Origin of the sequence: Candidatus Poriferisodalis multihospitum (assembly GCF_028283155.1) — a bacterium.
GTDB lineage: Bacteria > Actinomycetota > Acidimicrobiia > Acidimicrobiales > Poriferisodalaceae > Poriferisodalis > Poriferisodalis multihospitum.
This window is the reverse complement of sequence record NZ_JAPYOK010000120.1, coordinates 90,023-111,208: the sequence shown is the minus strand read 5'-3', so window position 1 is coordinate 111,208 and position 21,186 is coordinate 90,023. Positions and strand designations below refer to the sequence as shown.

The 21,186-nt window shown below is 67.5% G+C and carries 20 protein-coding genes; 16 read left to right on the top strand and 4 right to left on the bottom strand.

All coding sequences use genetic code 11. The features are described from left to right. Window positions 1–34: 34 nt before the first annotated feature. The gene (locus VI480_RS14815; RefSeq protein ID WP_323673633.1) at window positions 35–718 is read left to right on the top strand and encodes a DUF192 domain-containing protein; all 684 of its coding nucleotides are present in this window, start codon (window positions 35–37) and stop codon (window positions 716–718) included. 129 nt (window positions 719–847) lie between these two features. Beyond that, the gene (locus tag VI480_RS14810) at window positions 848–1,504 is read left to right on the top strand and encodes a GOLPH3/VPS74 family protein (RefSeq protein WP_323673632.1); all 657 of its coding nucleotides are present in this window, start codon (window positions 848–850) and stop codon (window positions 1,502–1,504) included. A 40-nt stretch (window positions 1,505–1,544) separates the two neighbouring features. Here VI480_RS14810 and VI480_RS14805 read toward each other — a convergent pair whose 3' ends face one another. After that, the gene (locus tag VI480_RS14805) at window positions 1,545–2,312 is read right to left on the bottom strand and encodes a nitroreductase family protein (RefSeq protein WP_323673631.1); all 768 of its coding nucleotides are present in this window, start codon (window positions 2,310–2,312) and stop codon (window positions 1,545–1,547) included. An 86-nt stretch (window positions 2,313–2,398) separates the two neighbouring features. On the opposite strand from VI480_RS14805, the gene merB reads away from it, so the two are divergent. Beyond that, window positions 2,399–2,890, top strand: a complete 492-nt coding sequence (gene merB, locus VI480_RS14800; protein WP_323673630.1) for an organomercurial lyase — start codon at window positions 2,399–2,401, stop codon at window positions 2,888–2,890. Between the two features lie 6 nt (window positions 2,891–2,896). Next, complete coding sequence (locus VI480_RS14795; protein ID WP_323673629.1) at window positions 2,897–3,544, top strand: hypothetical protein; 648 nt, start codon at window positions 2,897–2,899, stop codon at window positions 3,542–3,544. Here the strand turns inward: VI480_RS14795 and VI480_RS14790 are convergent. The 3 genes from VI480_RS14790 to gltB are packed head-to-tail and all read right to left on the bottom strand — an operon-like array spanning window position 3,537 to window position 11,125. Then, window positions 3,537–4,880, bottom strand: coding sequence for a M20 family metallo-hydrolase (locus tag VI480_RS14790; protein WP_323673628.1), 1,344 nt, complete (start codon window positions 4,878–4,880; stop codon window positions 3,537–3,539). The genes VI480_RS14795 and VI480_RS14790 overlap by 8 nt on opposite strands. Window positions 4,881–4,898: 18 nt before the next feature. Continuing rightward, a complete protein-coding gene (locus VI480_RS14785; protein WP_323673627.1) occupies window positions 4,899–6,356 on the bottom strand; it encodes a glutamate synthase subunit beta in 1,458 nt (485 codons plus the stop codon). Window positions 6,357–6,412: 56 nt separating this feature from the next. Continuing rightward, window positions 6,413–11,125: a glutamate synthase large subunit gene (gene gltB / locus VI480_RS14780; protein ID WP_323673626.1), complete on the bottom strand. Its 4,713-nt coding sequence runs from the start codon at window positions 11,123–11,125 to the stop codon at window positions 6,413–6,415. A gap of 217 nt (window positions 11,126–11,342) precedes the next feature. Between gltB and argC the strand changes: the two genes are divergently transcribed. The 12 genes from argC to VI480_RS14720 all read left to right on the top strand — a co-directional run bounded on the left by argC (window position 11,343) and on the right by VI480_RS14720 (window position 21,177). Continuing rightward, the gene (argC, locus tag VI480_RS14775; protein ID WP_323673625.1) at window positions 11,343–12,416 is read left to right on the top strand and encodes an N-acetyl-gamma-glutamyl-phosphate reductase; all 1,074 of its coding nucleotides are present in this window, start codon (window positions 11,343–11,345) and stop codon (window positions 12,414–12,416) included. Further along, a complete protein-coding gene (argB, locus tag VI480_RS14770; protein WP_323673624.1) occupies window positions 12,413–13,378 on the top strand; it encodes an acetylglutamate kinase in 966 nt (321 codons plus the stop codon). Before argC ends, argB begins: the two co-directional genes overlap by 4 nt. Window positions 13,379–13,440: 62 nt before the next feature. Then, window positions 13,441–14,715, top strand: a complete 1,275-nt coding sequence (locus VI480_RS14765; RefSeq protein ID WP_323673623.1) for an acetylornithine/succinylornithine family transaminase — start codon at window positions 13,441–13,443, stop codon at window positions 14,713–14,715. Next, window positions 14,715–15,674 (top strand): ornithine carbamoyltransferase, encoded by a 960-nt coding sequence (gene argF / locus VI480_RS14760; protein WP_323673622.1) that lies wholly within the window; start codon window positions 14,715–14,717, stop codon window positions 15,672–15,674. The genes VI480_RS14765 and argF overlap by 1 nt, the downstream gene beginning before the upstream one ends. Then, window positions 15,671–16,132 carry an arginine repressor gene (gene argR, locus VI480_RS14755; RefSeq protein WP_323673621.1) on the top strand — a complete coding sequence of 154 codons (462 nt, stop codon included), beginning with the start codon at window positions 15,671–15,673 and terminating at the stop codon, window positions 16,130–16,132. The genes argF and argR overlap by 4 nt, the downstream gene beginning before the upstream one ends. A gap of 12 nt (window positions 16,133–16,144) precedes the next feature. Further along, entirely contained in the window at window positions 16,145–17,632 is a 1,488-nt protein-coding gene (argH, locus tag VI480_RS14750; protein WP_323673620.1) for an argininosuccinate lyase, read from the top strand. Window positions 17,633–17,634: 2 nt separating this feature from the next. Next, window positions 17,635–18,243: a DNA-3-methyladenine glycosylase gene (locus tag VI480_RS14745; protein ID WP_323673619.1), complete on the top strand. Its 609-nt coding sequence runs from the start codon at window positions 17,635–17,637 to the stop codon at window positions 18,241–18,243. 116 nt (window positions 18,244–18,359) lie between these two features. After that, complete coding sequence (locus VI480_RS14740) at window positions 18,360–18,923, top strand: NUDIX hydrolase (protein ID WP_323673618.1); 564 nt, start codon at window positions 18,360–18,362, stop codon at window positions 18,921–18,923. Window positions 18,924–18,954: 31 nt separating this feature from the next. Then, window positions 18,955–19,203 carry a hypothetical protein gene (locus VI480_RS14735; RefSeq protein WP_323673617.1) on the top strand — a complete coding sequence of 83 codons (249 nt, stop codon included), beginning with the start codon at window positions 18,955–18,957 and terminating at the stop codon, window positions 19,201–19,203. 50 nt (window positions 19,204–19,253) lie between these two features. After that, window positions 19,254–19,478, top strand: a complete 225-nt coding sequence (locus VI480_RS14730; RefSeq protein WP_323673616.1) for a hypothetical protein — start codon at window positions 19,254–19,256, stop codon at window positions 19,476–19,478. Then, window positions 19,475–20,413, top strand: coding sequence for an ABC transporter ATP-binding protein (locus tag VI480_RS14725; RefSeq protein ID WP_323673615.1), 939 nt, complete (start codon window positions 19,475–19,477; stop codon window positions 20,411–20,413). The genes VI480_RS14730 and VI480_RS14725 overlap by 4 nt, the downstream gene beginning before the upstream one ends. Next, window positions 20,410–21,177: an ABC transporter permease gene (locus VI480_RS14720; protein WP_323673614.1), complete on the top strand. Its 768-nt coding sequence runs from the start codon at window positions 20,410–20,412 to the stop codon at window positions 21,175–21,177. The genes VI480_RS14725 and VI480_RS14720 overlap by 4 nt, the downstream gene beginning before the upstream one ends. The last annotated feature ends 9 nt before the right edge of the window (window positions 21,178–21,186 follow it).

Genomic DNA, 21,186 nt, shown 5'->3' with positions numbered 1-21,186 from the left:
CGCCACGGGCCCGCCGTCACGACAGACTGACGCCGTGCAGCAATTCCGCCGGTTGACGGCGATGAGCGCCGTCGCGGTGGTCTTGGTGGGCTGCTCGGTCCAGGAATCCACCCGCAGCGGCGGTCTCATCGCGCCAGCCGGCCCTGCCGTGACAGCGACATCGGCTGCGCCGGCGGTGGTGACAGTGGTCGGCGAGTCGATCAACGCGCCTGCCGCGTCATCTCGCGGACTCGTCGAGACGCTCGTGTTGCCGTCTGATCCCGATCCAGTTGCAGACGCTGGAGGGGTGCTTGCCGCCGCCGATCCGCCGGCGGGCTTCGGCGAGGGAGTGCTAGGCGTGACCGGTCCGGCAGGCTCGCGGGTATGGCCGGTCATCGTCGCGGACACCCCGCAATCTCGGCAACGCGGGCTGATGGGTGTGGCCGACTTCGCAGCGCTCGGGGGATACGCCGCCATGGTGTTCATCTTTGAAGGAGACACCTCGGGCGCGTTCTGGATGCGCGACACGCCACTGCCGTTGCGGATCACATTCGTCTCCGCGAACGGTTCTGTGATCTCAGGGACCGACATGGTGCCGTGCCTGGCACCGACGCCATCCAACGAGTGCAAGCGCTATCACCCTGCAGGCCCGTATCGCATCGCGATCGAGCATCCGCTCGGTCCGGCTTTCGACATCGGTCTCGCCGCGGCCGAGTTCGTCGAAGTGACCGTCGAGTAGTGCCGGGGCATGTACGCATGACACACGTGTGGCAGCAACCGGATCGCGCCGCCGGCCAACTACGCTGCGATGCCGCGGCCGATTCGTGCGCCACTGCGCAGCCGACATGACAGGAGTTGGATCGGGACCATGCTGAGATTTGCCGAGGAAATACTGCTCCTGCTGCTGCGAGACGACGACGGCAAGCTGATCCACGTGCCCGAGCGCACGCTGGACCGGGTGATCGCTGGCTCTGTGCTCATGGATCTGGCGATGGAGAATCGGATTGACACCGATCTCGAGAAGCTCATGCTGATCGACTCGACGCCGATCGGCGACGGCCTGCTGGATCCCACGCTGGCCCATGTCGCCGGTCAGCAGGCCGAGAGCGATTCGCGTTACTGGGTGGAGTTCGTGGCCTCGCGAGCTGAGGGCATCCGCGAAGAGGCATTCGCCCGTCTCGTCGACAGGGGCATCCTCGAGCGCAAGGACGACCGCCACCTGTGGGTGTTCCGGTCTCGCCGCTACCCGATGGTCGACGGCAAGGCCGAGCGCGAGGTGAAGCTGCGCATCATGGGCGTGCTGTTCAGCGACGAGATCCCCAGCCCGCGCGACGTCGTGATCATCGCGCTGGTGGATGCGTGCGGCATCTTCGGCGAGCTGCTGTCCAAGTCGGAGCTGGAGCAGGCAGCGCCGCGCATCGAGCAGGTGCGCAAGCTGGACCTGATCGGCCAGGCCATGACCTCAGCCATCCGAGACATCGAGATGTGGCTGGCCAGCTCCACGGTCAGCCGCTTCATGCTCTAGGCGCATCGATCAGCGCGCCCGGCGTGGGCGCACGATCGGCTCAGCCGTCTTCGAGGGTCTCGCTGCCGCGGTACATGGCCTGTCGCCGGACGCCGCTGACGTAGGTCTGCACAGCATCGTCCGCCGGTGTGCGCTCGGGGTCCCAACGTCCCCAGTGGATGAGCTGGTCCAGCGGATGGCGGTAGCGAGATTCGGCACGGCGGTGCGGCCAGCCAATGGGAACAGTGGCGATCGGCACCAGCGGCTCGGGCACGCCGAGCAGTTCACGCAGCTCCCGAGCGGTGGTGTCCTCGCCGCCGCCGCTCAGCCACGCGGTCGTCAAGCCGTACGCGGCGGCCGCCAGGTGCATGTTCTGCGCGGCGGCACCCACCGATGCCAGCAGGATCTTCTCGTTGTTGGCGGCGTACTCGTCGCTCCAGCCGTCGTGGTCGCTGACCGGATACGAGTCGACCCAGCGGGGGTCGCAGAACAGCAGCACGATGGCCAGCGAGTGGTGCAGCCAGTGCTTCTTGTGGACGTGCGGGAAGCCCCGGCAGTGCTCCACCAGCCGGTCAGCCTGCCGCACGAACACATCGGACACGGCCAGCACGTCGGCTCGCTCCGCAGCGACCACGAAGTGCCACGGCTGCGTATTCGCGCCCGACGGCGCCCACCGTCCGGCCTCGCAGACGCCGCGCAGCACCTCGGTGGGCAACGGCTCAGGCGGTGGCTCGAAGCTGCGCACCGATCGCCGCAGCCGGAGCACGTCCATCAGCGCATCGAAGCGCGAGGCCGTCAGATCGTTGTTGCTCGGAACATGCTCCTCCATGCCCGAAAGCTACCTGTGGACCAGATGCGCATCGCCAGTGACGGCCGTGAGCAACTTGTGCAAGTGCCCCCTTCTAGAGTCGCGATATGGCGTCAGACCTGATGGAACCGGAGCGGATCCCGCTCCCCGAACTCGACGCCGCGTTCGCCGCGATCATGAGCGAGATCGTGGCCACCGGCGTGGCGCCTCACTACGCCGAACTGGCCGGCACTCTGGGTATCGCGCCGATACGCGCCAAGGCACTCGTCAAGCGCGTGATCGACCTCACGCCGGGCTGGTTGCATCCGGGCACCGACTACATCGCGTCGTTCCCGCCGTTCAACAACCAGCCCACTCAGTACCGGGTGAGCATTGATGGTGAGCAGCGCTGGTTCGCGCAGTGCGCTTTCGAGGCGTTGGCGATCCGCTGGCTGGTGCCGGGGCAGATCGTCACGGTGGATGCACCGTGCTTGCTGGGCGGCGATCCCTTGCGGATCGTGATGCGCGACGAGGAGATCCTCTCGGTCGACCCACCCACCATGGTCGGTTACACACGCAGCGTGGTCGGTGGCGATGTAGCCACCCGGCCCTTCCGCTGAGCGGGCATGAACCTCTTCCGGTCGGAAGAGCACGCCCGCGACTGGGAGGAATACGACCCCGCCATGGCGCACTTGGTGCGGCCCGTGGAGTGGTGGGCCGACACGTTTTCCGCGCCGATGTTCCGGGAGCGCGGCCGCAGCGATTTCATCTCATGGGTCACGAGCCCCGAGGCCTCGGGGACGTTCGCCGAGCTGCGCGAGCGGATGGCGCCGCCTCGCCCTGACGTGCGTGCCACCACTGCGGCGGCGATCGCGCTGAGCAACGTCGAGGTCAGCGTGGTTGACGGCGCGTCGCCCGACGACCGCAGCGTCGAGCAGCAGCTCTTCGGGCAATGGCCCGCCGCGGTGCCGGTGGAGATCGCCCGCCACTGGCGCAACACCGCCAGAGCGATGATCGTGGCCATACCGGCAGAGCCGCTGTCAGATGTCGACCAGCAACTGTGGACCGAAACTCGAAGGTCAGCGGTACGCGACATCCAGGCTGCCACTGGATGGCTCGCCCGGGCCGACGTAGGAGCCGGCGATGTGCGCCTTACTCATCGGCTGGCGCAGATGGGCTGGCAGGGCCAGGTGGCCGATCAGCCCGCGTGGACGGCCATGGAGCAGTCCGCCCGAGCGATCCTCAAGTGCCGTGCGTTGGCTGAGCTCACGTGAGCAGCAGCTGGCCCGCCAGCAAGAGCACCGCGTTCAACGTTGCCTGCGCGCCCGCGGTTGCGTGCTCAGGGAGGATCGATTCGGCTTCGTTGTGCGATAGCCCATCGGCGCACGGAATGAACAGCATCCCGGCAGGCGCAACCGTGGACACGTAGCAAGCGTCGTGGCCGGCCCCTGAGGTGATGTCGACCGGCTCGAGGCCCGCCGCGAATGCGCCTTCCCGCACCGCATCGACCACAGCGGGATCGAACACGATCGGCGGCGAGTACCAGATCGGGGTGATCTGCGGGCGGGGGAGCGAACGGCTGGGTTGGTCGACGCCGCTCGATGCGGCGCTGGGCCGGTTGACGCCGCTCGATGCGGCGCTGGGCTGCGGTCCGAACGCAGTACTTTCGGCGAACGCCAGCAGCTCGTCGTGCATGGCTTCCAGCTCTGCAGCATCAGGATGGCGCAGGTCGACGGTCAGCGATACAGATCCGGCCACGGTGTTGCGTGAACCGGTGCCGACCGTGAGCGTGCCAACGGTGGCGCGTCCCTCCGGTGCGCGGCGAGCCGCGATCTCGTCGGCCTCGCACACGAGCCGTGCGGCGGCCACCATCGCATCGGCGCGGTGTTCCATCGGCGTGCTGCCAGCGTGCGCGGACTGTCCGTCGATCGACACGTCGTACCAGCGAATGCCCTGGACCCCGGTCACTGCGCCGAGCGTCACGTCGGCGGCCTCCAGGATCGGGCCCTGTTCGATATGCGGCTCGATGTAGTGCCCGATCGACCGGCGGCCTGCTCCGTCAGGAGCTCCGCACGGCTCGTCGCCCGCATAACCGATGCGCTCCAGCTCGCCGCCGAGCGTGGTGCCGTCTACCCCTGGTGCGGCAAGCCCCTCGTCCAGGCTGAACGCTCCGGCATAGACCCCGGAACCGATCATCGCAGGCGGGAAGCGCGCTCCTTCCTCGTTGGTCCACGAGACCACCTCGACGGGTGCCGCAGTGCTGATGTCATGGTCGTGGAGCACCCGTAGCACCTCGAGGCCCACCATCACGCCGTAGGCGCCGTCGTACTTGCCGCCCGTGGGCTGGCTGTCGAGGTGGCTGCCGACCACCACCGGTGCCCGCTGCGAATCGGTGCCCTCGCGGCGTGCGAACAAGTTGCCCATCTGGTCGACATGGACCGTGCAGCCCAGCTTCTGCACCCATGCCACGAACTGGTCGCGCCCCGCCCGGTCCTCGTCGGTCAGCGCCACCCGGGCGACACCGCCAGCGGCAGTAGCGCCGATCTCTGCCAGGGAATGGAGCGTCTCCCACAGACGCTCGCCGTTCACCGGGTACTGGCTCGTGCTCACCGCTGTCACCTCCGTCGCTCAGTTGAGCGGGCGCGCGGAAGGGGGTAGCGGGTACGGGAGTGCCGTATGACCCATGAGGGCCTCGTCGACTGCCGCGGCGCACGCTCTGCCCTCGGCTATTGCCCACACGATGAGGCTCTGCCCTCGGCCCATGTCGCCGCACACCCAGACACCGTCGACGCTCGTGTGGTAGCGGTCGTCGCGCACGACGTTGGAGCGCGCATCGGTCTCCACGCCGAGCTGAGCCAGCAAGCCCTCCTGCTGCGGCCCGAGGAATCCCATGGCCAGCAACACCAGCTCGCACTCGAGCTCGAACTCGGTGCCTTCGACCTTGGCGAACCGGCCGTCGCTGAACACCACCTCGTGTGCCCGCAGCGCTCGCACCGCACCGGTGTCGTCGCTCAAGAACTCTTCGGTGTTCACCGAGTAGACGCGGTTGCCGCCTTCCTCGTGCGCCGAGGATGTCCGGTAGATCATCGGGTAGGTCGGCCAAGGGTTGGCGGAGTCCCGCTCGTCGGGCGGCCGCGGCAAGATCTCGAATTGATGCACCGACGCGGCGCCTTGGCGGTGTGCGGTGCCCAGGCAGTCCGCACCGGTATCGCCGCCGCCGATGATCACCACGCGCTTGCCCGTTGCGTTGATCGGCACGTCGGCCGGGTCGAGGTCTCCTTCTTGGGCCTTGTTGGCCCACGGCAGGTACTCCATCGCCTGGTGGATGCCGTCGAGCTCTCGACCGGGGATCGGCAGATCGCGCCACGCCGTTGCGCCACCGGCCAGTACCAGTGCGTCGAAATCGGCCTGCAGATCTGCCACGCCGATGTCCACACCGACCTCGACGCCCGTGCGGAACTTCGTACCCTCGGCGCTCATCTGGTCGAGCCGCCGCTCGATGTGGCGCTTTTCCATCTTGAACTCGGGGATCCCGTACCGGAGCAAGCCGCCGAGCCGATCGGCACGCTCGAACACTGTGACGTCGTGGCCGGCACGGGTCAGTTGTTGCGCCGCAGCCAGACCGGCAGGCCCTGAACCCACCACAGCCACGCTGCGGCCAGTGCGCACGGAGGGCAGTTCAGGCCGGACCCAGCCCATCTCGAAGGCCTTGTCGATGATCGCGACCTCGACCTGCTTGATGGTGACCGGGTCGGCGTTGATGCCCAGCACGCACGCGCCCTCGCACGGCGCCGGGCAGAGCCGGCCGGTGAACTCAGGGAAGTTGTTGGTGGCGTGCAGTCGCTCGATCGCGTCATGCCAGCGATCGCGGTACACGAGATCGTTCCAGTCAGGGATGATGTTGCCCAGCGGGCAGCCCGAGTTGCAGAACGGCACGCCGCAGTCCATGCAGCGACTGGCCTGGGTGCGCAAGTCTTCGTCGGCGAATGGCTCGTAGACCTCACGCCAATCGCGCAGGCGCACCGGTACCGGGCGCCGGGTCGGCAGCTCCCGGTCGTGCCGCATGAATCCTCGGATATCACCCATGCGCAGCCTCAGTGCTTGCTTTCGAGGCGGCTGCGCCGAGCGAGCGGACGCGGTTCTCAGCCATGCGCAGCCGCCATGACTGCCTCGTCGGGGTCTTGGCCGAGCTCGGCTGCCGCTGCCCGCGCTTCGAGCACGCGCCGGTAGTCCTTCGGCATCACTTTGCGGAAGCTGCGCACCTCGCTGTGCCAGCGACCCAAGATGCGTCCCGCCGGAGCCGAATCGGTCTCGGCGAGGTGATGGCGCAGCACTGCGCGAACCGTCTCGGCGTCGGCATCGTCGAGCTGGGGTTCGAGGTCGACCATCTCGGCGTTCAGGTTCCGCCAGAAGACGTCGTCGGGGTCGTACACGAATGCCGCCCCGCCGGACATACCCGCGCCGAAGTTGCGACCGACGGCGCCGAGCACCACCACCATGCCGCCCGTCATGTACTCGCAGGCGTGGTCGCCCACCCCTTCCACGACGGCGGTCGCTCCGGAGTTGCGCACGCAGAAGCGTTCGCCGACCGTTCCGCGGATGTACGCCTCGCCGCCGGTTGCGCCGTACAGGATGACGTTCCCGGCAATGATGTTGTCCTCGGCCACAAAACTCGGGTGCGTGTCCCTCGAGGGTCGTACCACCAAGCGCCCGCCCGACAGCCCCTTGCCGAGGTAGTCGTTGGCGTCGCCGTAGAGCCGCATCGTGAGACCACGCGGCACGAATGCGCCGAAGCTCTGTCCGGCCGACCCGTTGAACGTGAAATCGACCGTGTCGTCGGGCAGGCCGTCGCCGCCGTGGGCGGCGGTGATGCGGTGACCGAGCATGGTGCCGACGGTCCGGTTCACGTTGCTGATCGGCAGCTCTGCCCGCACCAGTTCACGGCGCCGGATTGCGGGTGCCGCCAACTCGATGAGCTGCTGGTCAAGCGCCTGCTCCAAGCCGTGGTCCTGACTCTGGGAGCAGTAGCGATCCTGTGGCCATGGTGTCTCGGGCTCCGCCAGGATCGGTGACAGGTTCAGCCCGTGCGCCTTCCAATGGGCAACCGCCGCGGTCGTGTCGAGCCGGTCCACCCGCCCGATGGCCTCCGGCAGCGATCGGAGGCCCAGCATTGCCAGGTACTCGCGGACCTCCTGGGCGATGTACTCGAAATAGTTCACGACGAATTCGGGCCGGCCGCCGAAACGCTTGCGCAGCTCGCGGTTCTGAGTGGCAACTCCCACGGGGCATGTGTCGAGATGGCAGACGCGCATCATGATGCAGCCCGAGACCACCAGCGGCGCGGTGGCGAAGCCGTATTCCTCGGCGCCCAGCAGTGCCGCCACGATCACGTCGCGGCCGGTCTTCAACTGCCCGTCGGTCTGCACCACGATGCGGTCCCGCAGCCCGTTCAGCAGCAGTGTCTGCTGCGTCTCGGCAAGGCCGAGCTCCCACGGCGCGCCCGCGTGCTTCAGCGACGTCAGCGGCGACGCCCCGGTGCCGCCGTCGTGGCCGGAGATCAGCACCACATCGGCCTTCGCCTTCGACACGCCGGCGGCCACCGTGCCCACGCCCACTTCGGCCACCAGCTTCACGTGGACGCGTGCGGCAGGGTTGGAGTTCTTGAGATCGTGGATGAGCTGCTTGAGGTCCTCGATCGAGTAGATGTCGTGGTGGGGCGGCGGGCTGATGAGCCCGACACCGGGCGTCGAGTGGCGGGTCTTGGCGATCCACGGCCAGACCTTGGGCCCCGGAAGCTGGCCGCCCTCGCCGGGCTTGGCGCCCTGGGCCATCTTGATCTGCAGATCGTCGGCGTTGGTGAGGTACTCCGAGGTCACGCCGAAGCGTCCTGAGGCCACCTGCTTGATGGCAGAGCGCCGCAGATCGCCGTTGGGGTCCGGCACGTAGCGCTCGGGGTCCTCGCCGCCCTCGCCGGTGTTGGACTTGCCGCCGATGCGGTTCATGGCGATGGCCAGCGTCTCGTGTGCTTCCGCCGAGATCGAGCCGTAGCTCATCGCTCCAGTGGAGAACCGCTTCACGATCTCAGCAACCGGTTCGACCTCGTCGATCGGGATCGGTCCGCCGGGTGCCGGACGCAGTTCGAAGAGGCCCCGCAATGTCGCCAGCTCGGTGGACTGATCATCCACCAGCTGCGTGTACTCCTTGAAGATCTCGTAGCGGCCGGCGCGCGTGGAGTGCTGCAGCTTGTAGACGGTCTCGGGGTTGAACAGGTGGTACTCGCCCTCGCGCCGCCACTGGTACTCGCCGCCCGCCCACAGATCGCGGTGCGCGGCCTCGGTGGGGTTGTCGAGGTACGCGAACCGGTGGCGCTCAGCGACCTCGGCGGCGAGCACGTCGAGACCCACGCCGTCGAGCTTCGATGTCGTCCCGCTGAAGTAGCGATCGATGAGATCCGCTCCGAGGCCCACGGCTTCGAACACCTGCGCCCCGGTGTAGCTGGCCACCGTTGAGATGCCCATCTTGGACATCACCTTGAGCACTCCTTTGGTGCATGCCTTGATGTAGTTGCGCTTTGCGGTGCGCTCGTCGACCTCGGTGATGACGCCGCTGCGCACCATGTCATCGATCGACTCGAAGGCCAGGTACGGGTTGACGGCGCTCGCTCCGTAACCCAGCAGCAAAGCCATGTGGTGCACCTCGCGTGCATCGCCGCATTCGGTCACGAGGCCCACCATGGTGCGGGTCTTGTTGCGTACCAAGTGATGGTGCACGGCGCCCGTCAGCAGCAGCGAGGGAATCGGCGCGTGCTGCTCGTCGCTGTAGCGGTCAGACAGGATGATGATCCGGGAGCCGCCGGCGATGGCTTCGTCGACCTGTTCGCACACGTTCGCAAGTGCCCGTTCCATGCCCGCACCGCCCTCGACCACGGGGTACAGCCCATCGACCGCGAACGGTCGGAAGCGGCCGGCATCGACATCGGGCTGGGCTGCACTGTCCGATGCCGCGCCATTGGCCTGCACGGGCGCTTGCTGCATGTCCTCGTCGATGTAGGCGATCTTGGCGAGATCCTCGTTCGACAGGATCGGGTAGGGCAGCACGATCTGACGGCACGAATCCGGGCCGGGCTGCAGCAGGTTGCCTTCCGGGCCGATCTTGGCCTTGGTGGAGGTCACCAGTTCCTCACGGATCGCATCCAGCGGTGGATTGGTGACCTGCGCGAACAGCTGGCTGAAGTAGTCGAACAGCAGTCTGGGCCGCTTCGACAGCACGGCGATCGGCGTATCGGTGCCCATCGACCCGATCGGCTCGATGCCGGCGCGAGCCATGGGTGCCACCAGAATCCGCAGTTCCTCGGTGGTGTAGCCGAAAGTGCGCTGGCGCAGCGTCACCGAGGAATGCTGAGGAGTCAGGCTGAAGCGCGGCGGCAGGTCCTCCAGGTGTGCCAGCCCATCGGCGAGCCAATCGCCATACGGCTCCGCGCTCACGAGGTCATGCTTGATCTCGTCGTCGCCCACGATGCGGCCCTGCGAGGTGTCCACCAGGAACATGCGTCCCGGCTGTAGGCGACCCTTGCGGATGATGCGGGTTTGATCGATGTCAGCGACGCCGACCTCGGACGCCATCACAACCAGGCCGTCGGCGGTGACCCAATAGCGGGAGGGCCGCAATCCATTCCTGTCGAGCACTGCGCCCACGACGGTGCCGTCGGTGAAGGCGATGCTGGCCGGACCGTCCCACGGTTCCATCAACGAGGCGTGGAATTCGTAGAAGTCGTGCTTGTCCTGGGGCATGCGGGCATGGTTCTCCCATGCCTCGGGGATCATCATCAGCACGGCATGGGGGAGACTCCGCCCGCCGAGATGGAGCAGTTCGAGGACTTCATCGAAGCTGGCGGTGTCCGACGCGCCCGGCGTGCAGACCGGGTAGGTGCGCTCAAGCTGGTTGCGTCCATCAGGGTCAGCGAACACCGGGGTCGACAGCGTGCCCTCGCGCGCACGCATCCAGTTGCGATTGCCCATGACGGTGTTGATTTCGCCATTGTGGGCGAGCATGCGATACGGGTGCGCGAGCGGCCACGAGGGGAACGTGTTCGTGCTGAAGCGCGAGTGCAGCAGGGCGAGCGTTGACTCCATGCGGGGGTCACCCAGGTCGGGATAGAACTCTGCGAACTGGCTGCAGGTCAGCATTCCCTTGTAGATGAGGGTCCGGCACGACAGCGACGGGAAGTAGGGCGGGGGATCGATCTCGTGCTCGGTGCGCTTACGGGCGATGTACACCTGCCGTTCGAGCGCCAGCCCTTCGAGCAAGCCGCGCGAATTGGCGGTCGGGGTGGCCACGAACAGCATCCGGAACACCGGCATGGGATCGGTGGCGAATTTGCCCAGCGAGGAAGGATCGGTGGGGACGTCGCGCCAGCCGAGCACCTCGAGACCTTCGTCGACCATGATCGCTTCGATCGACGCAGCGGCCGCGTCGGGATCGGCGCGGGGCAGGAACGCCGTGCCGACCGCATAGCGACCGGCTGGCGGGAGCTCGAAGTCGCAAACCTCGCGCAGGAACCGGTCGGGCACCCCGATGGTGATGCCGATGCCGTCGCCGACGTTGGCCTCGGCGCCCGTGGCGCTGCGATGGTCGAGGTTGACTAGGCACTGCAGTGCCTGATCGATGACCGCGCGGCTCGGTACTCCGGACATGTCGGCCACGAAGCCCACGCCGCACGCGTCATGCTCGAAGGCAGGGTCGTAGAGGCCTTGTGCGGGTGGCGGCGTCGAGAAGGGGCCGGTGCGTATCGCAGGACGATCTTCGGCACGTGGCGCAGTCGCCGTGTCAGCGGCCGCAGTGTCATTGATGTGCATCGGCGACGTCCCGGTGGGCTGATTGGATTCCCATGTCGGAACCCGGCGGCTGTAGGGACGTCGTTGGCCCTGGAAGCGAGCAGTTTACCGGCGCTGTGGCGAACGGAGACCGCGCGCCTCGTGGATTCATTTGAAATGAATAATTTTGCAATACAATGCATATTCGGGCGGTGAACCTGCTACAGTGGGCATCGATCTGAGAGATAGGCACGCCGCCATGAACACCGATTCCGCACCGGCCTCGCCGGTGCGCATGGACACAGGGCCGGCCGCGCAGGTGCGTGTCGGCATCGTGGGCGCGTCCGGCTACACCGGCGCGGAGCTGCTGCGACTGGCGGCAGCTCACCCGTCGTTTGACGTGGTCGCCGTCACCGGCGACACGCAGGCGGGTGCTGCGGTCCGCGACCTGTACCCCAGCTTGGCGGCCGACTACGGCGATCTTCGCTACTGCGCATACGACCCCGAGATCTTCGTCGGGCTCGACGTGGTGTTCCTGGGCCTGCCGCACATGGCTAGCGCGCCTGTCGTTGCCGACCTGTACAAGCGTGTCGGCTGCGTGGTCGACCTGGGTTCGGACTTCCGGCTGACCGACCCGGAGCTGTACCCGCAGTGGTACGGCGCAGCACATCCGATGCCGGAGCTGCTGGGCGAATTGCCCTACGGGCTTCCCGAGCTCGGCCGTGAGGCACTGCGCGGCGCCGCGGGCGTCGCCGTGCCGGGGTGCTACCCAACGGCTGCTGCCTTGGCCTTGGCGCCGTTCGCCCGCGGCGGCCACATCTCGACGAGCGGGGTCGTGATCGATGCCGCGTCAGGGGTCAGCGGCGCGGGCCGGGCGCCCAAGCCCAACACGACGTTCTCCAGCGTCGACGAAGACTTCGTGGCCTATGGCTTGCTGGACCACCGTCACACGCCGGAGATCGAGCAGGCAACCGGATGCCAGGTGCTGTTCACGCCGCACTTGGCGCCGATGGTGCGCGGCATTCTGGCGACCTGCTACGCCCGACCGTCAGAAGGTCTGTCGACCGATGACGCGCTCGGCGTGCTGGCAGATTTCTATGCGGACGAGCCGTTCGTGGTGGTGCATCGTGACGCCCCCCATACCAAGGCAACGCTCGGTGCGAACACATGCCATCTGAGTGCCAGGGTGGATCCCCGAACTGGCTGGCTGGTCGTGCTCAGCGCAATCGACAACCTGGTCAAGGGTGCGTCCGGCGGGGCGGTGCAGTGCGCCAACATCGCACTCGGACTCCCCGAGACAGCCGGCCTGCCGACGACAGGACTGATGCCATGATTGCCGGCGGCGATCATCGGGATCAGGCCCAGCCCGCCGGAGGCGATCATCCGGAGCCAGCTCGGCCGGAGGACGACCTTCACGCCCAGCAGGTCGAGCGTGCCGAGTTGCTCGTCGAGATGCTGCCGTACATCAGCCGATGGCGGGGCAAGGTGGTGGTTGTCAAGTTCGGCGGCAATGCGATGGTCGACACTGCGCTCACTGACGGCTTCGCCGCCGACATGGTGCTGCTGCGCCAGATCGGCTTGGCGCCGGTCGTCGTTCACGGCGGCGGCCCGCAAATCGGCGATCTCATGGCGCGCCTCGGCAAGACCTCGGAGTTCCGCGACGGATTGAGGGTCACTGACGCGGAAACGCTGGATATCGCACGCATGGTGCTGGTCGGCAAGGTCAACCGCGACATCGTCGGCGCCATCAACGTGCACGGGCCGCTGGCCGTGGGCATCTCCGGCGAGGACGGCCGGGTCATTACCGCCACCGCCCGGAACCCTGATCTGGGATTCGTGGGCGAGGTCACCGATGTGAACACCGACCTGCTGGAGCGCCTGCTCGCCGAGGGGTTGATCCCGGTGATCTCCACGATCGGCGCCGATGCCAAGGGGCAGGCATACAACATCAACGCGGACACGGTGGCCGGCGCGGTGGCCGCGGCTCTCGAAGCCGAGAAGGTCGTGTACCTCACCGACGTGGCGGGACTGCTCGACGATGTCGACAACCCGGATTCACTCGTGCAGCGGACGACGGCCGACTCGCTGGCTGCCCGGCTGGCCAGCGGCACGATCGCAGGCGGGATGATCCCCAAGATCGAAGCCTGCATCAGCGCCGTGCGCAATGGCGTCAACAGCGCACACCTGCTCGATGGCCGCGTTCCGCACGTTGTGCTCGTCGAGCTGTTCACCGATGCCGGTGTCGGAACGATGATCACCCGCGACCGGCCGACAGCCCTGCAAACCGGCCACTAGCCCTGACCGCTGAGTAGCCCCAAACCTAAGTACCCGAAACGCAGAGAGCGAGCCACGATCTCATGACACAGACAACCACGGCAACAGGTGCAACGAACGGGCTGTCGCCCCACGCGGCGGCCATGGGTGCCGCAGAGCTGGGGCACTGCCCGCTCATGCCGACCTACGGGCCGCCACCGGTCCAGTTCGTACGCGGCAGCGGTTGCGAGCTGTACGACCGCGACGGCAAGCGCTACCTGGACTTCCTGGCGGGACTGGCGGTGACGTCGCTCGGCCACTCCCACCCTGCGGTCGCCGACGCGCTCAATGAGCAGGCGCGCACGCTGCTGCACGTGTCGAATCTGTTCGGCACCGAACCGCAGGTCGAGGTTGCCCAGACCATCGACCGGCTGCAGGGCGGCGGCGGGCAGGTTTTCTTCTGCAACAGCGGCGCCGAGTCGCTCGAGGGGGCGATCAAGCTGGCGCGCAAGCACGGCGGCCGCGGCTGCTACGTCGTGGTCAGTGCGCTGCGTTCGTTCCATGGGCGCACGCTGGCAACCCTGCACGCCACAGGACAGCCCGAGAAGCACGAGACCTTCCAACCGCTGCCCGAGGGTTTTCGTCACGTGCCCTACAACGACGCGGAAGCACTGGAGGCGGCGCTGGATCCCAGCTGCTGTGCGGTGCTGCTTGAGGTTGTCCAGGGCGAGGGCGGCGTGAACGTCGCCGACAGCGCCTACTTGCATCGCGTCCGTGAGATCTGCGACGAGCGCGGCATGGTGTTCATCGTCGACGAGGTGCAGACCGGCTTGGCGCGCACGGGCGAGTGGTTTGCCTGGCACCACCACTTCGACCCGGCCGGAGGACCGACCGGCGCTGTTCGACCTGACATCGTGACCATGGCCAAGGCGCTGGGCAACGGTGTGCCGATCGGTGCAGTTTGGGCGCGTCGCGAGGTCGCCGCCGCGTTCCAGCCGGGCGATCACGCGACCACCTTTGGCGGGCAGCCGCTGGCCGCGAGCGCTGCGCGCGCAGTGCTGCGCACTATGGAGGCGATCGGTGCGCCAGCGGTGGCTGCTGCCCGTGGCGAGGAGCTCGCCGGCAAGCTCATGGGCGTTCCCGGCGTTGTCGACACTCGCGGCCTCGGCCTGCTCATTGCGGCCGAGCTCGATACCGATGCCGCCGGTCGCAGCGGTCCCGAAGTCGCTGCTGCGTGTCTCGAAGCCGGCCTCGTGATCAACGGGATCACGCCGACGGCCGTGCGTTTCGCGCCGCCGCTCGTGGTGTCCAGCGAGCAGATCGACGAGGGCCTCGCAATCTTCGCAAGCGTGCTCGCCAGCAACGGGAAGCTGGGCTGATGCGCCACTTCCTGGAAGTCGATGATCTGTCGGCCGACGAGCTGCAGTGGGTGCTCGACATGTCGTCGCGCGCCCCGGAAGCGGCGCCGCCAGTCCTGCAGGGCAGCGGCGTTGCATTGGTGTTCGAGAAGCCGTCGAACCGCACACGCAACTCGATGGAGATGGCGGTCCACCAGCTCGGTGGGCATCCCGTCTACATCCGTCCCGAAGAAGTGGGCATGGACGTTCGCGAGACGGCGGAAGACATCGCGCGGACGCTTGCCTGCTTCCACGACATAATCGCCGTGCGCGTCTTCCGGCACAACCTCCTTGAGCGCATGGCGGCCTGCGCGGTGGCACCGGTCATCAATCTGCTTTCCGACGATGCGCACCCGTGCCAGGCCTTGGCAGACCTGCTCACCGTCTCGCAGTGCATCGGTCTGGACCGCATCGAGCGCGTCGCATTCGTGGGCGACGCCAACAACGTGTGGCGATCACTGGCCATCGGCTGCGCCATGCTCGGCATCCCGAGCACGCTCGCGGTGCCAGACGGCTACGGGCCGTCAGGGGCGACGCTGGATCGCATAGCGGCACTGGGCGGCGAGTGCACCGTCACGGACGACCCCGCTGCGGCAGCGGCGGGCGCCGATGTCGTCTACACCGATGTGTGGACCTCGATGGGCCAGGAAGACGAGCAGGCCGAGCGCCTGGCTGCATTCGGTCCGTACCAAGTCACGCCGGAGCTGATGTCGCTCGCTGCCGACGGTGCCATCTTCTTGCATGACCTGCCGGCGCATCGGGGCGAAGAAGTGGCTGCAGAGGTCATCGACGGTCCGGCCAGCCGCATCTGGCAGCAGGCCGAGAACCGGATGCATGCTGCGCGGGGCCTGCTGGCCTTCCTGGCGGGTACAGCGCTGCATGGAGCAGCGTCGGCCGGATCAGCGCTGCATGGAGCGGCGTCGGCGGGAGCAGCATCATGAGCACTAAGGCGCAGCGCCAACATCTCATTCGCGAGCTGCTGGCCAGCCACGAGATCAACAGCCAGGCGCAGCTAGTCGGCCTGCTGGCGGAGCGCTCGGTGGAGGTCACCCAAGCGACCGTCTGCCGCGATCTCGACGAGCTGGGCGTCGCCAAGATGCGCACCGCAGGGCGCACCGTGTACGCGGTGCCCGAAGCCGACGCACCTGAGGCGCTGCCGCCCAACACCCTGCGCCGAGTGTTCTCGGACTGGGTGCTCGACGTGCGCTCCTCGCAGAACATCGTGGTGCTGCGCACGCCGCCGGGATCAGCGCACGTCGTTGCCTCGGCGATCGACCGCAGTGCGGTTGACGGCGTGGTCGGCACCGTGGCGGGAGACGACACGCTGTTCATCGTGGCCACCGAGGAATTCGGCGGCCCGGCGGTTGCCGAGCACTGCCGAGATCTGGCCGACTTGTGACTGTGCTGTCCCGTGTTTGCTGACGACACACCTGCTCACGGCACTCCTGCCGACGACACGCCCCCGCCACCGATCGGCCCGTCCCGGACCGGCCCCGCCACCCTGTGGCAGGGCCGGTTCACTGGCGCGCCCGCGGATGCCCTAGCGGCGCTCAACGACTCGCTCGGGTTCGACCAGCGCATGTTCGCCGAGGACATCGCTGTATCTCGGGCTCACGTGTCGATGCTGGCCGCCGTGGGTCTGCTGACCGACGGCGAGCGTGACGACATCGTGGCGGCACTCGACGAGGTGGAAATCGAGATCGCCGAGGGCCGCATGTTCTGGGCTCCGACCGACGAGGACATTCACACCGCAGTCGAGCGCCGCGCAACCGAGCTCTGCGGAGCCGCGGCCAAGATGCACACCGGTCGCAGTCGCAACGACCAGGTCGCGACCGATTTGCGCCTGTGGACTCGCCGTGCGATCGACGAGCTGACCGGGCTGCTGCTGGGTCTGGCGCGCACGCTCGCCGCCAGGGCGCGAGAAGCGCAGAGCGCAGGCATGCGACTGCCTGGTTACACGCACCTGCAGCAGGCGCAGCCGGTGGGGCTCGCGCATCACCTGGCCGCGCACGCGTGGGCGTTGCTCCGAGATGTCGAGCGCCTCGGCGACGCCAGGCGCCGCACGGATGTCTCGCCGCTCGGCGCCGGCGCGCTCGCAGGCTCGACGCTGCCGCTGGATCCTTCGGCCACCGCTGCCGAACTGGGATTCGCAGCGGTCTTCGAGAATTCGCTCGACGCCGTCAGCGATCGCGACTATGTCGCCGACACCCTGTTCGCGTTGGCGATGTCGGGGATTCACCTGTCTCGCCTGGGCGAGGAGCTGGTGCTGTGGTCGAGCGCCGAGTTCGGGTTTGTCGTGCTCGACGATGCCTTCGCCACTGGATCGTCGATGATGCCGCAGAAGAAGAACCCCGATGTCGCGGAACTGGCACGCGGCAAGGCCGGACGGCTGATCGGTTACCTGGCGGGTCTGCTGGCGACGCTCAAGGGGCTTCCGCTCGCGTACAACAAAGACCTTCAAGAAGACAAGGAACCGCTGTTCGACTCAATCGACACTGTGCGATTGGTCGTCTTGGCGCTCGACGGCCTGATGCAGACCGTCGAATTCCATGCACAGGCCATGGCGGCAGGCGCCGACGACCCCTTTGCGGCCGCGACTGACTTGGCCGAATGGCTGGTGGCCCGCGGCATGCCCTTCCGCGACGCGCATGGCGTTATTGCCGGGCTCGTGCGTCGAGCGCTGGACGAGCCCGATGTCTCCTCGCGCCCCCATCGCCTGACGGAACTGGTGACCACACACCCGGATCTCGGGCCGGAGGCTGCCCGCCTGCTCGCGCCCGGAGCGGCGTACCTCAGCCGTTCGACGCCTGGAGCGGGTGGTCCCGATGCCGTGGCCGTACAACTCGAGCGTCTCGACGCTGCGCTCGCCGCGGCCGGCGACGCCCAAGCCGGGCGTTGACGGTGCCAGCGGGCGACCCGCTGCCGCAGGCGTTCTACGAGCGCCGGGCAACTGAAGTTGCTCCCGACCTGATCGGCAAGCTGCTGGTGCACGATCCCGGCCGCACAGAGGGAACACTGCGCACGGGCCGCATCGTGGAGGTCGAGGCATATTGCGGCGACGGCGATCCTGCGGCACATTCGCGTGGCGGCCCGACGGCTCGCAACGCCTCCATGTTCGGGCCGCCAGGACGCCTGTACGTGTACCTGATCTACGGCATGCACTGGTGCGCGAACGCAGTCTGTGCGCCGGCCGGTGTCGGCGACGCGGTCCTGCTGCGAGCACTCGAACCGGTGCACGGCACTGATTCCATGGCGGCGCGGCGGAGTCGCACGGCAGGTTCGGTCGGCGGCAGGGACTTGTGCTCGGGCCCCGGCAAGCTCACTCAGGCATTCGGCATAGATGGTGCCCACGACGGCTGCGACCTCACGACCGACGGCGGACTCACCATCCGCGACGACGGCTGGACTGCGGCGGACACTGTGAGCACAGCTCGCATCGGCATCAGCCGCGGCACCGACGTGCCTTGGCGCTGGTATGTCGCCGGCAACTCGCACGTGAGCAAACCGTGACATTGCGGGGCAACCGTTTGCCGGCACGCCACATCGGCACTCGAGAGCCGTGTTGGCACGCGGCTGCCCCGGCGGCGGGGCAGCTTGGTTCATCAGATGCGGAAGCTGGCCTCGCCGTGGCACTTGAGGCCGTGGAGCGATTTGAGCCTCAAGATCGCGTCCAAGCTCAGCACCGGCGACGATTGATCGGCTTCGCCGCCCGTCATCCCGATGCGCTCCATCGCTCGTGCGAGGCCGGACACCTGACGGCATCGGCGTGGGTGGTGAACCACGACGCAACGCAGGGGTTGGTGCTGCTGCACCGCAAGATCGGTCGCTGGCTACAGCCGGGCGGTCATGCCGATGGCGAGGGTTCACTCGCGGGTGTCGCTCTGCGGGAGGCCACCGAGGAGACCGGCATCGACGGCCTGGAGATCTGGACCGAGCCCGTGGACATTGATGTGCACCTGTTTGTCAGCCGCAAGCGCAGCGAGCCCGATCATCTTCACTTCGACGTGCGCTTCCTTGTTCGTGCACCACGCCATGCCGCGACGCGCGGCAACCACGAGTCCGAAGAGCTGAGGTGGATCAGGTACGACGAACTCACCGAGCCCGAGCTGGGACTCGACGCCAGCACGCGCCGTCTGGCCCGATACGGCTTCAACCTCGCCCACACCTTGGGGCAACGCTGCGACGAGTAGGCGCGTTGCTGCTGGCGCGTACGGTGGCTACGTGCATCAGGTGCTGCTGCTGGTAGAGAACATCGTCCTGCTGCTGTGCGGTTTGGTGCTGGGCTGGATCGCCGTCACCTTCCTGCCGGGCTCGGTGCTGCCGGTGATCGCTGTCACCGTGGTCTTGGCTGCCGGCGGACGGCTGCTGTTCAATGGCACGTTCTGGACAGCAGGAATCGGCTTCCTGGTCGCAGGCATCGCCGGTGCCGGGTTCTACATCGCGGACGCCGTGACATCACTGGGCGGATGACCGGTTCGCCCACCCTCAACCGCACGCGACAGCACCGGTAGCGTGACCCGGTGGACTTCGGCACTGTGCTGATCGTCGCAGCCGTCATGGCGGCGCTGATCATGGCCGGCGGCATCGTCGATGTCCTGCGATTGGGTCGCGATCGGTTTGAGCTGGCCGGCAAGCGTCGTTGGCACTGGGTCCTGCTGATCATCTACAGCGGTCCGCTGGGAGTCTTGCTGTACGCAGCGGCGGTGCGGCCACAGGTCATCCATCCCGAGCACTACGCCGAATGACCGCCGAAGCGCGTCTCGCCATCGAGGTCACCGGGCTTCACAAGCGATACGGGGAAGTCGAGGCGGTGACCGGCGTCGACCTGTCGGTCAGGACCGGCGAGGTCGTGGCCTTCCTGGGTCCCAACGGGGCCGGCAAGACCACGACCGTCGAGATACTCGAAGGCCTCCGCACCCGAACATCTGGGGACGTGCACGTGCTGGGCGTCGATCCGGCGGAGGCCACCGCCGACTGGAGAGAGCGCATCGGGGTAGTCCTGCAGGGAGCCAAGCACGAGGGCGACTTCACCGCTGCGGAGATCGTGACGATGTGGTCGGCGTACTACCGATCACCTCGGCCGACCGCCGAGGTATTGGAGCTTGTCGGGCTTGCCGAGGCGGCTGGAACTCGGACTCGCCGGTTGTCGGGCGGGCAGCAACAGCGCCTGGCCGTAGCGCTCGCCCTCGTGGGCGATCCCGAGCTTGTGTTCCTGGACGAGCCGACAACCGGTTTCGACCCTGCTGCTCGCCGCGAGGCGTGGCAGACCATCGACGGTTTGCGGTCGCTGGGCGTGACCGTGCTGCTGACCACCCACTACATGGATGAGGCCGACCGCCTGGCGGACCGGATCGCCGTGATCTCACGGGGTCGCATCGTGGCCGATGGCACTGCCCCCGAACTGGCGGCACAAGTCGCCATGCCATCGCACATCAGCTGGGATGCCGCAGAGCTGAGCACCGAGGCGCTGCCTGATCGGCTGCGAGACCTGCTCCGCAGTCAAGATGCGTGGGAACGGCCTGCGCTCGTCACGCGCGATGTTGGCGGAGTAGTGCGCGAACTGCTCGTTACCGCCGAGGCGGTCGGGACCCGGCTCGACTCACTGGCTGTTCAGCCGTCGACGCTGGAGGACACGTACCTGGCACTGACTGGAGACACATCCTCGGGAGACGGTTCATGACCCGCCTGGGGCAGCTGCGCAGCGAGGCCCGATTCAACTTGCTGGGCTTCCGGCGCAGCCCGGCAGCCACCTTCTTCACAGTGGTCCTGCCGATCATTTTCCTGGTGATCTTCACCTCGATCTTCGGCAACGAGATCATCAGCTCGACCGGAGCGCGCGTCGCAACCGTGTACGTCCCCGGGATCCTGGCGCTGGCGTTGGTCTCGGCGAACTTCATGAACGCCGCCATCGTCACGGTCATCAGGCGCGAGAGCGGCGTGCTCAAGGCCATGCGGGCGACGCCGCTGCCGCCGTGGGTCTATGTGGGCGGGCAGGTCGCCGCATCCCTGGTGCTGACCGCAATCATGACGGCGCTCGTGATCGGCATCGGCTGGCTCGGCTACAGCGTTGAAGTCCAGCCGGGTGCTGTGCCCAGCCTGCTCATCACGCTCGGGGTGGGCGCAGCGGCGTTCTCGGCCTTGGGGCTCGCCATCACCTGCGTGTGCCCCAGCGAGCAGGCGGCACCGGCGATCACGAACATGTGCGTGCTGCCGTTGTACTTCGTCTCCGACGTGTTCATTCCGTCGGAGGGAGCGCCGCGCTGGATGACTCTCATCGGCGACGTCTTCCCCATCAAGCACCTGGCTGTCGCGCTGGGACGCACCTTCGACCCATTCAGCGAAGGTGTGCCGCTGCCGGCGTGGCGCTGGGCGATCCTCGGGGCGTGGGGCGTGTTCGGCGTGCTGGTCACCGTGCGCTTCTTCCGCTGGACGCCCCGCAACTGAGCTGCGGGC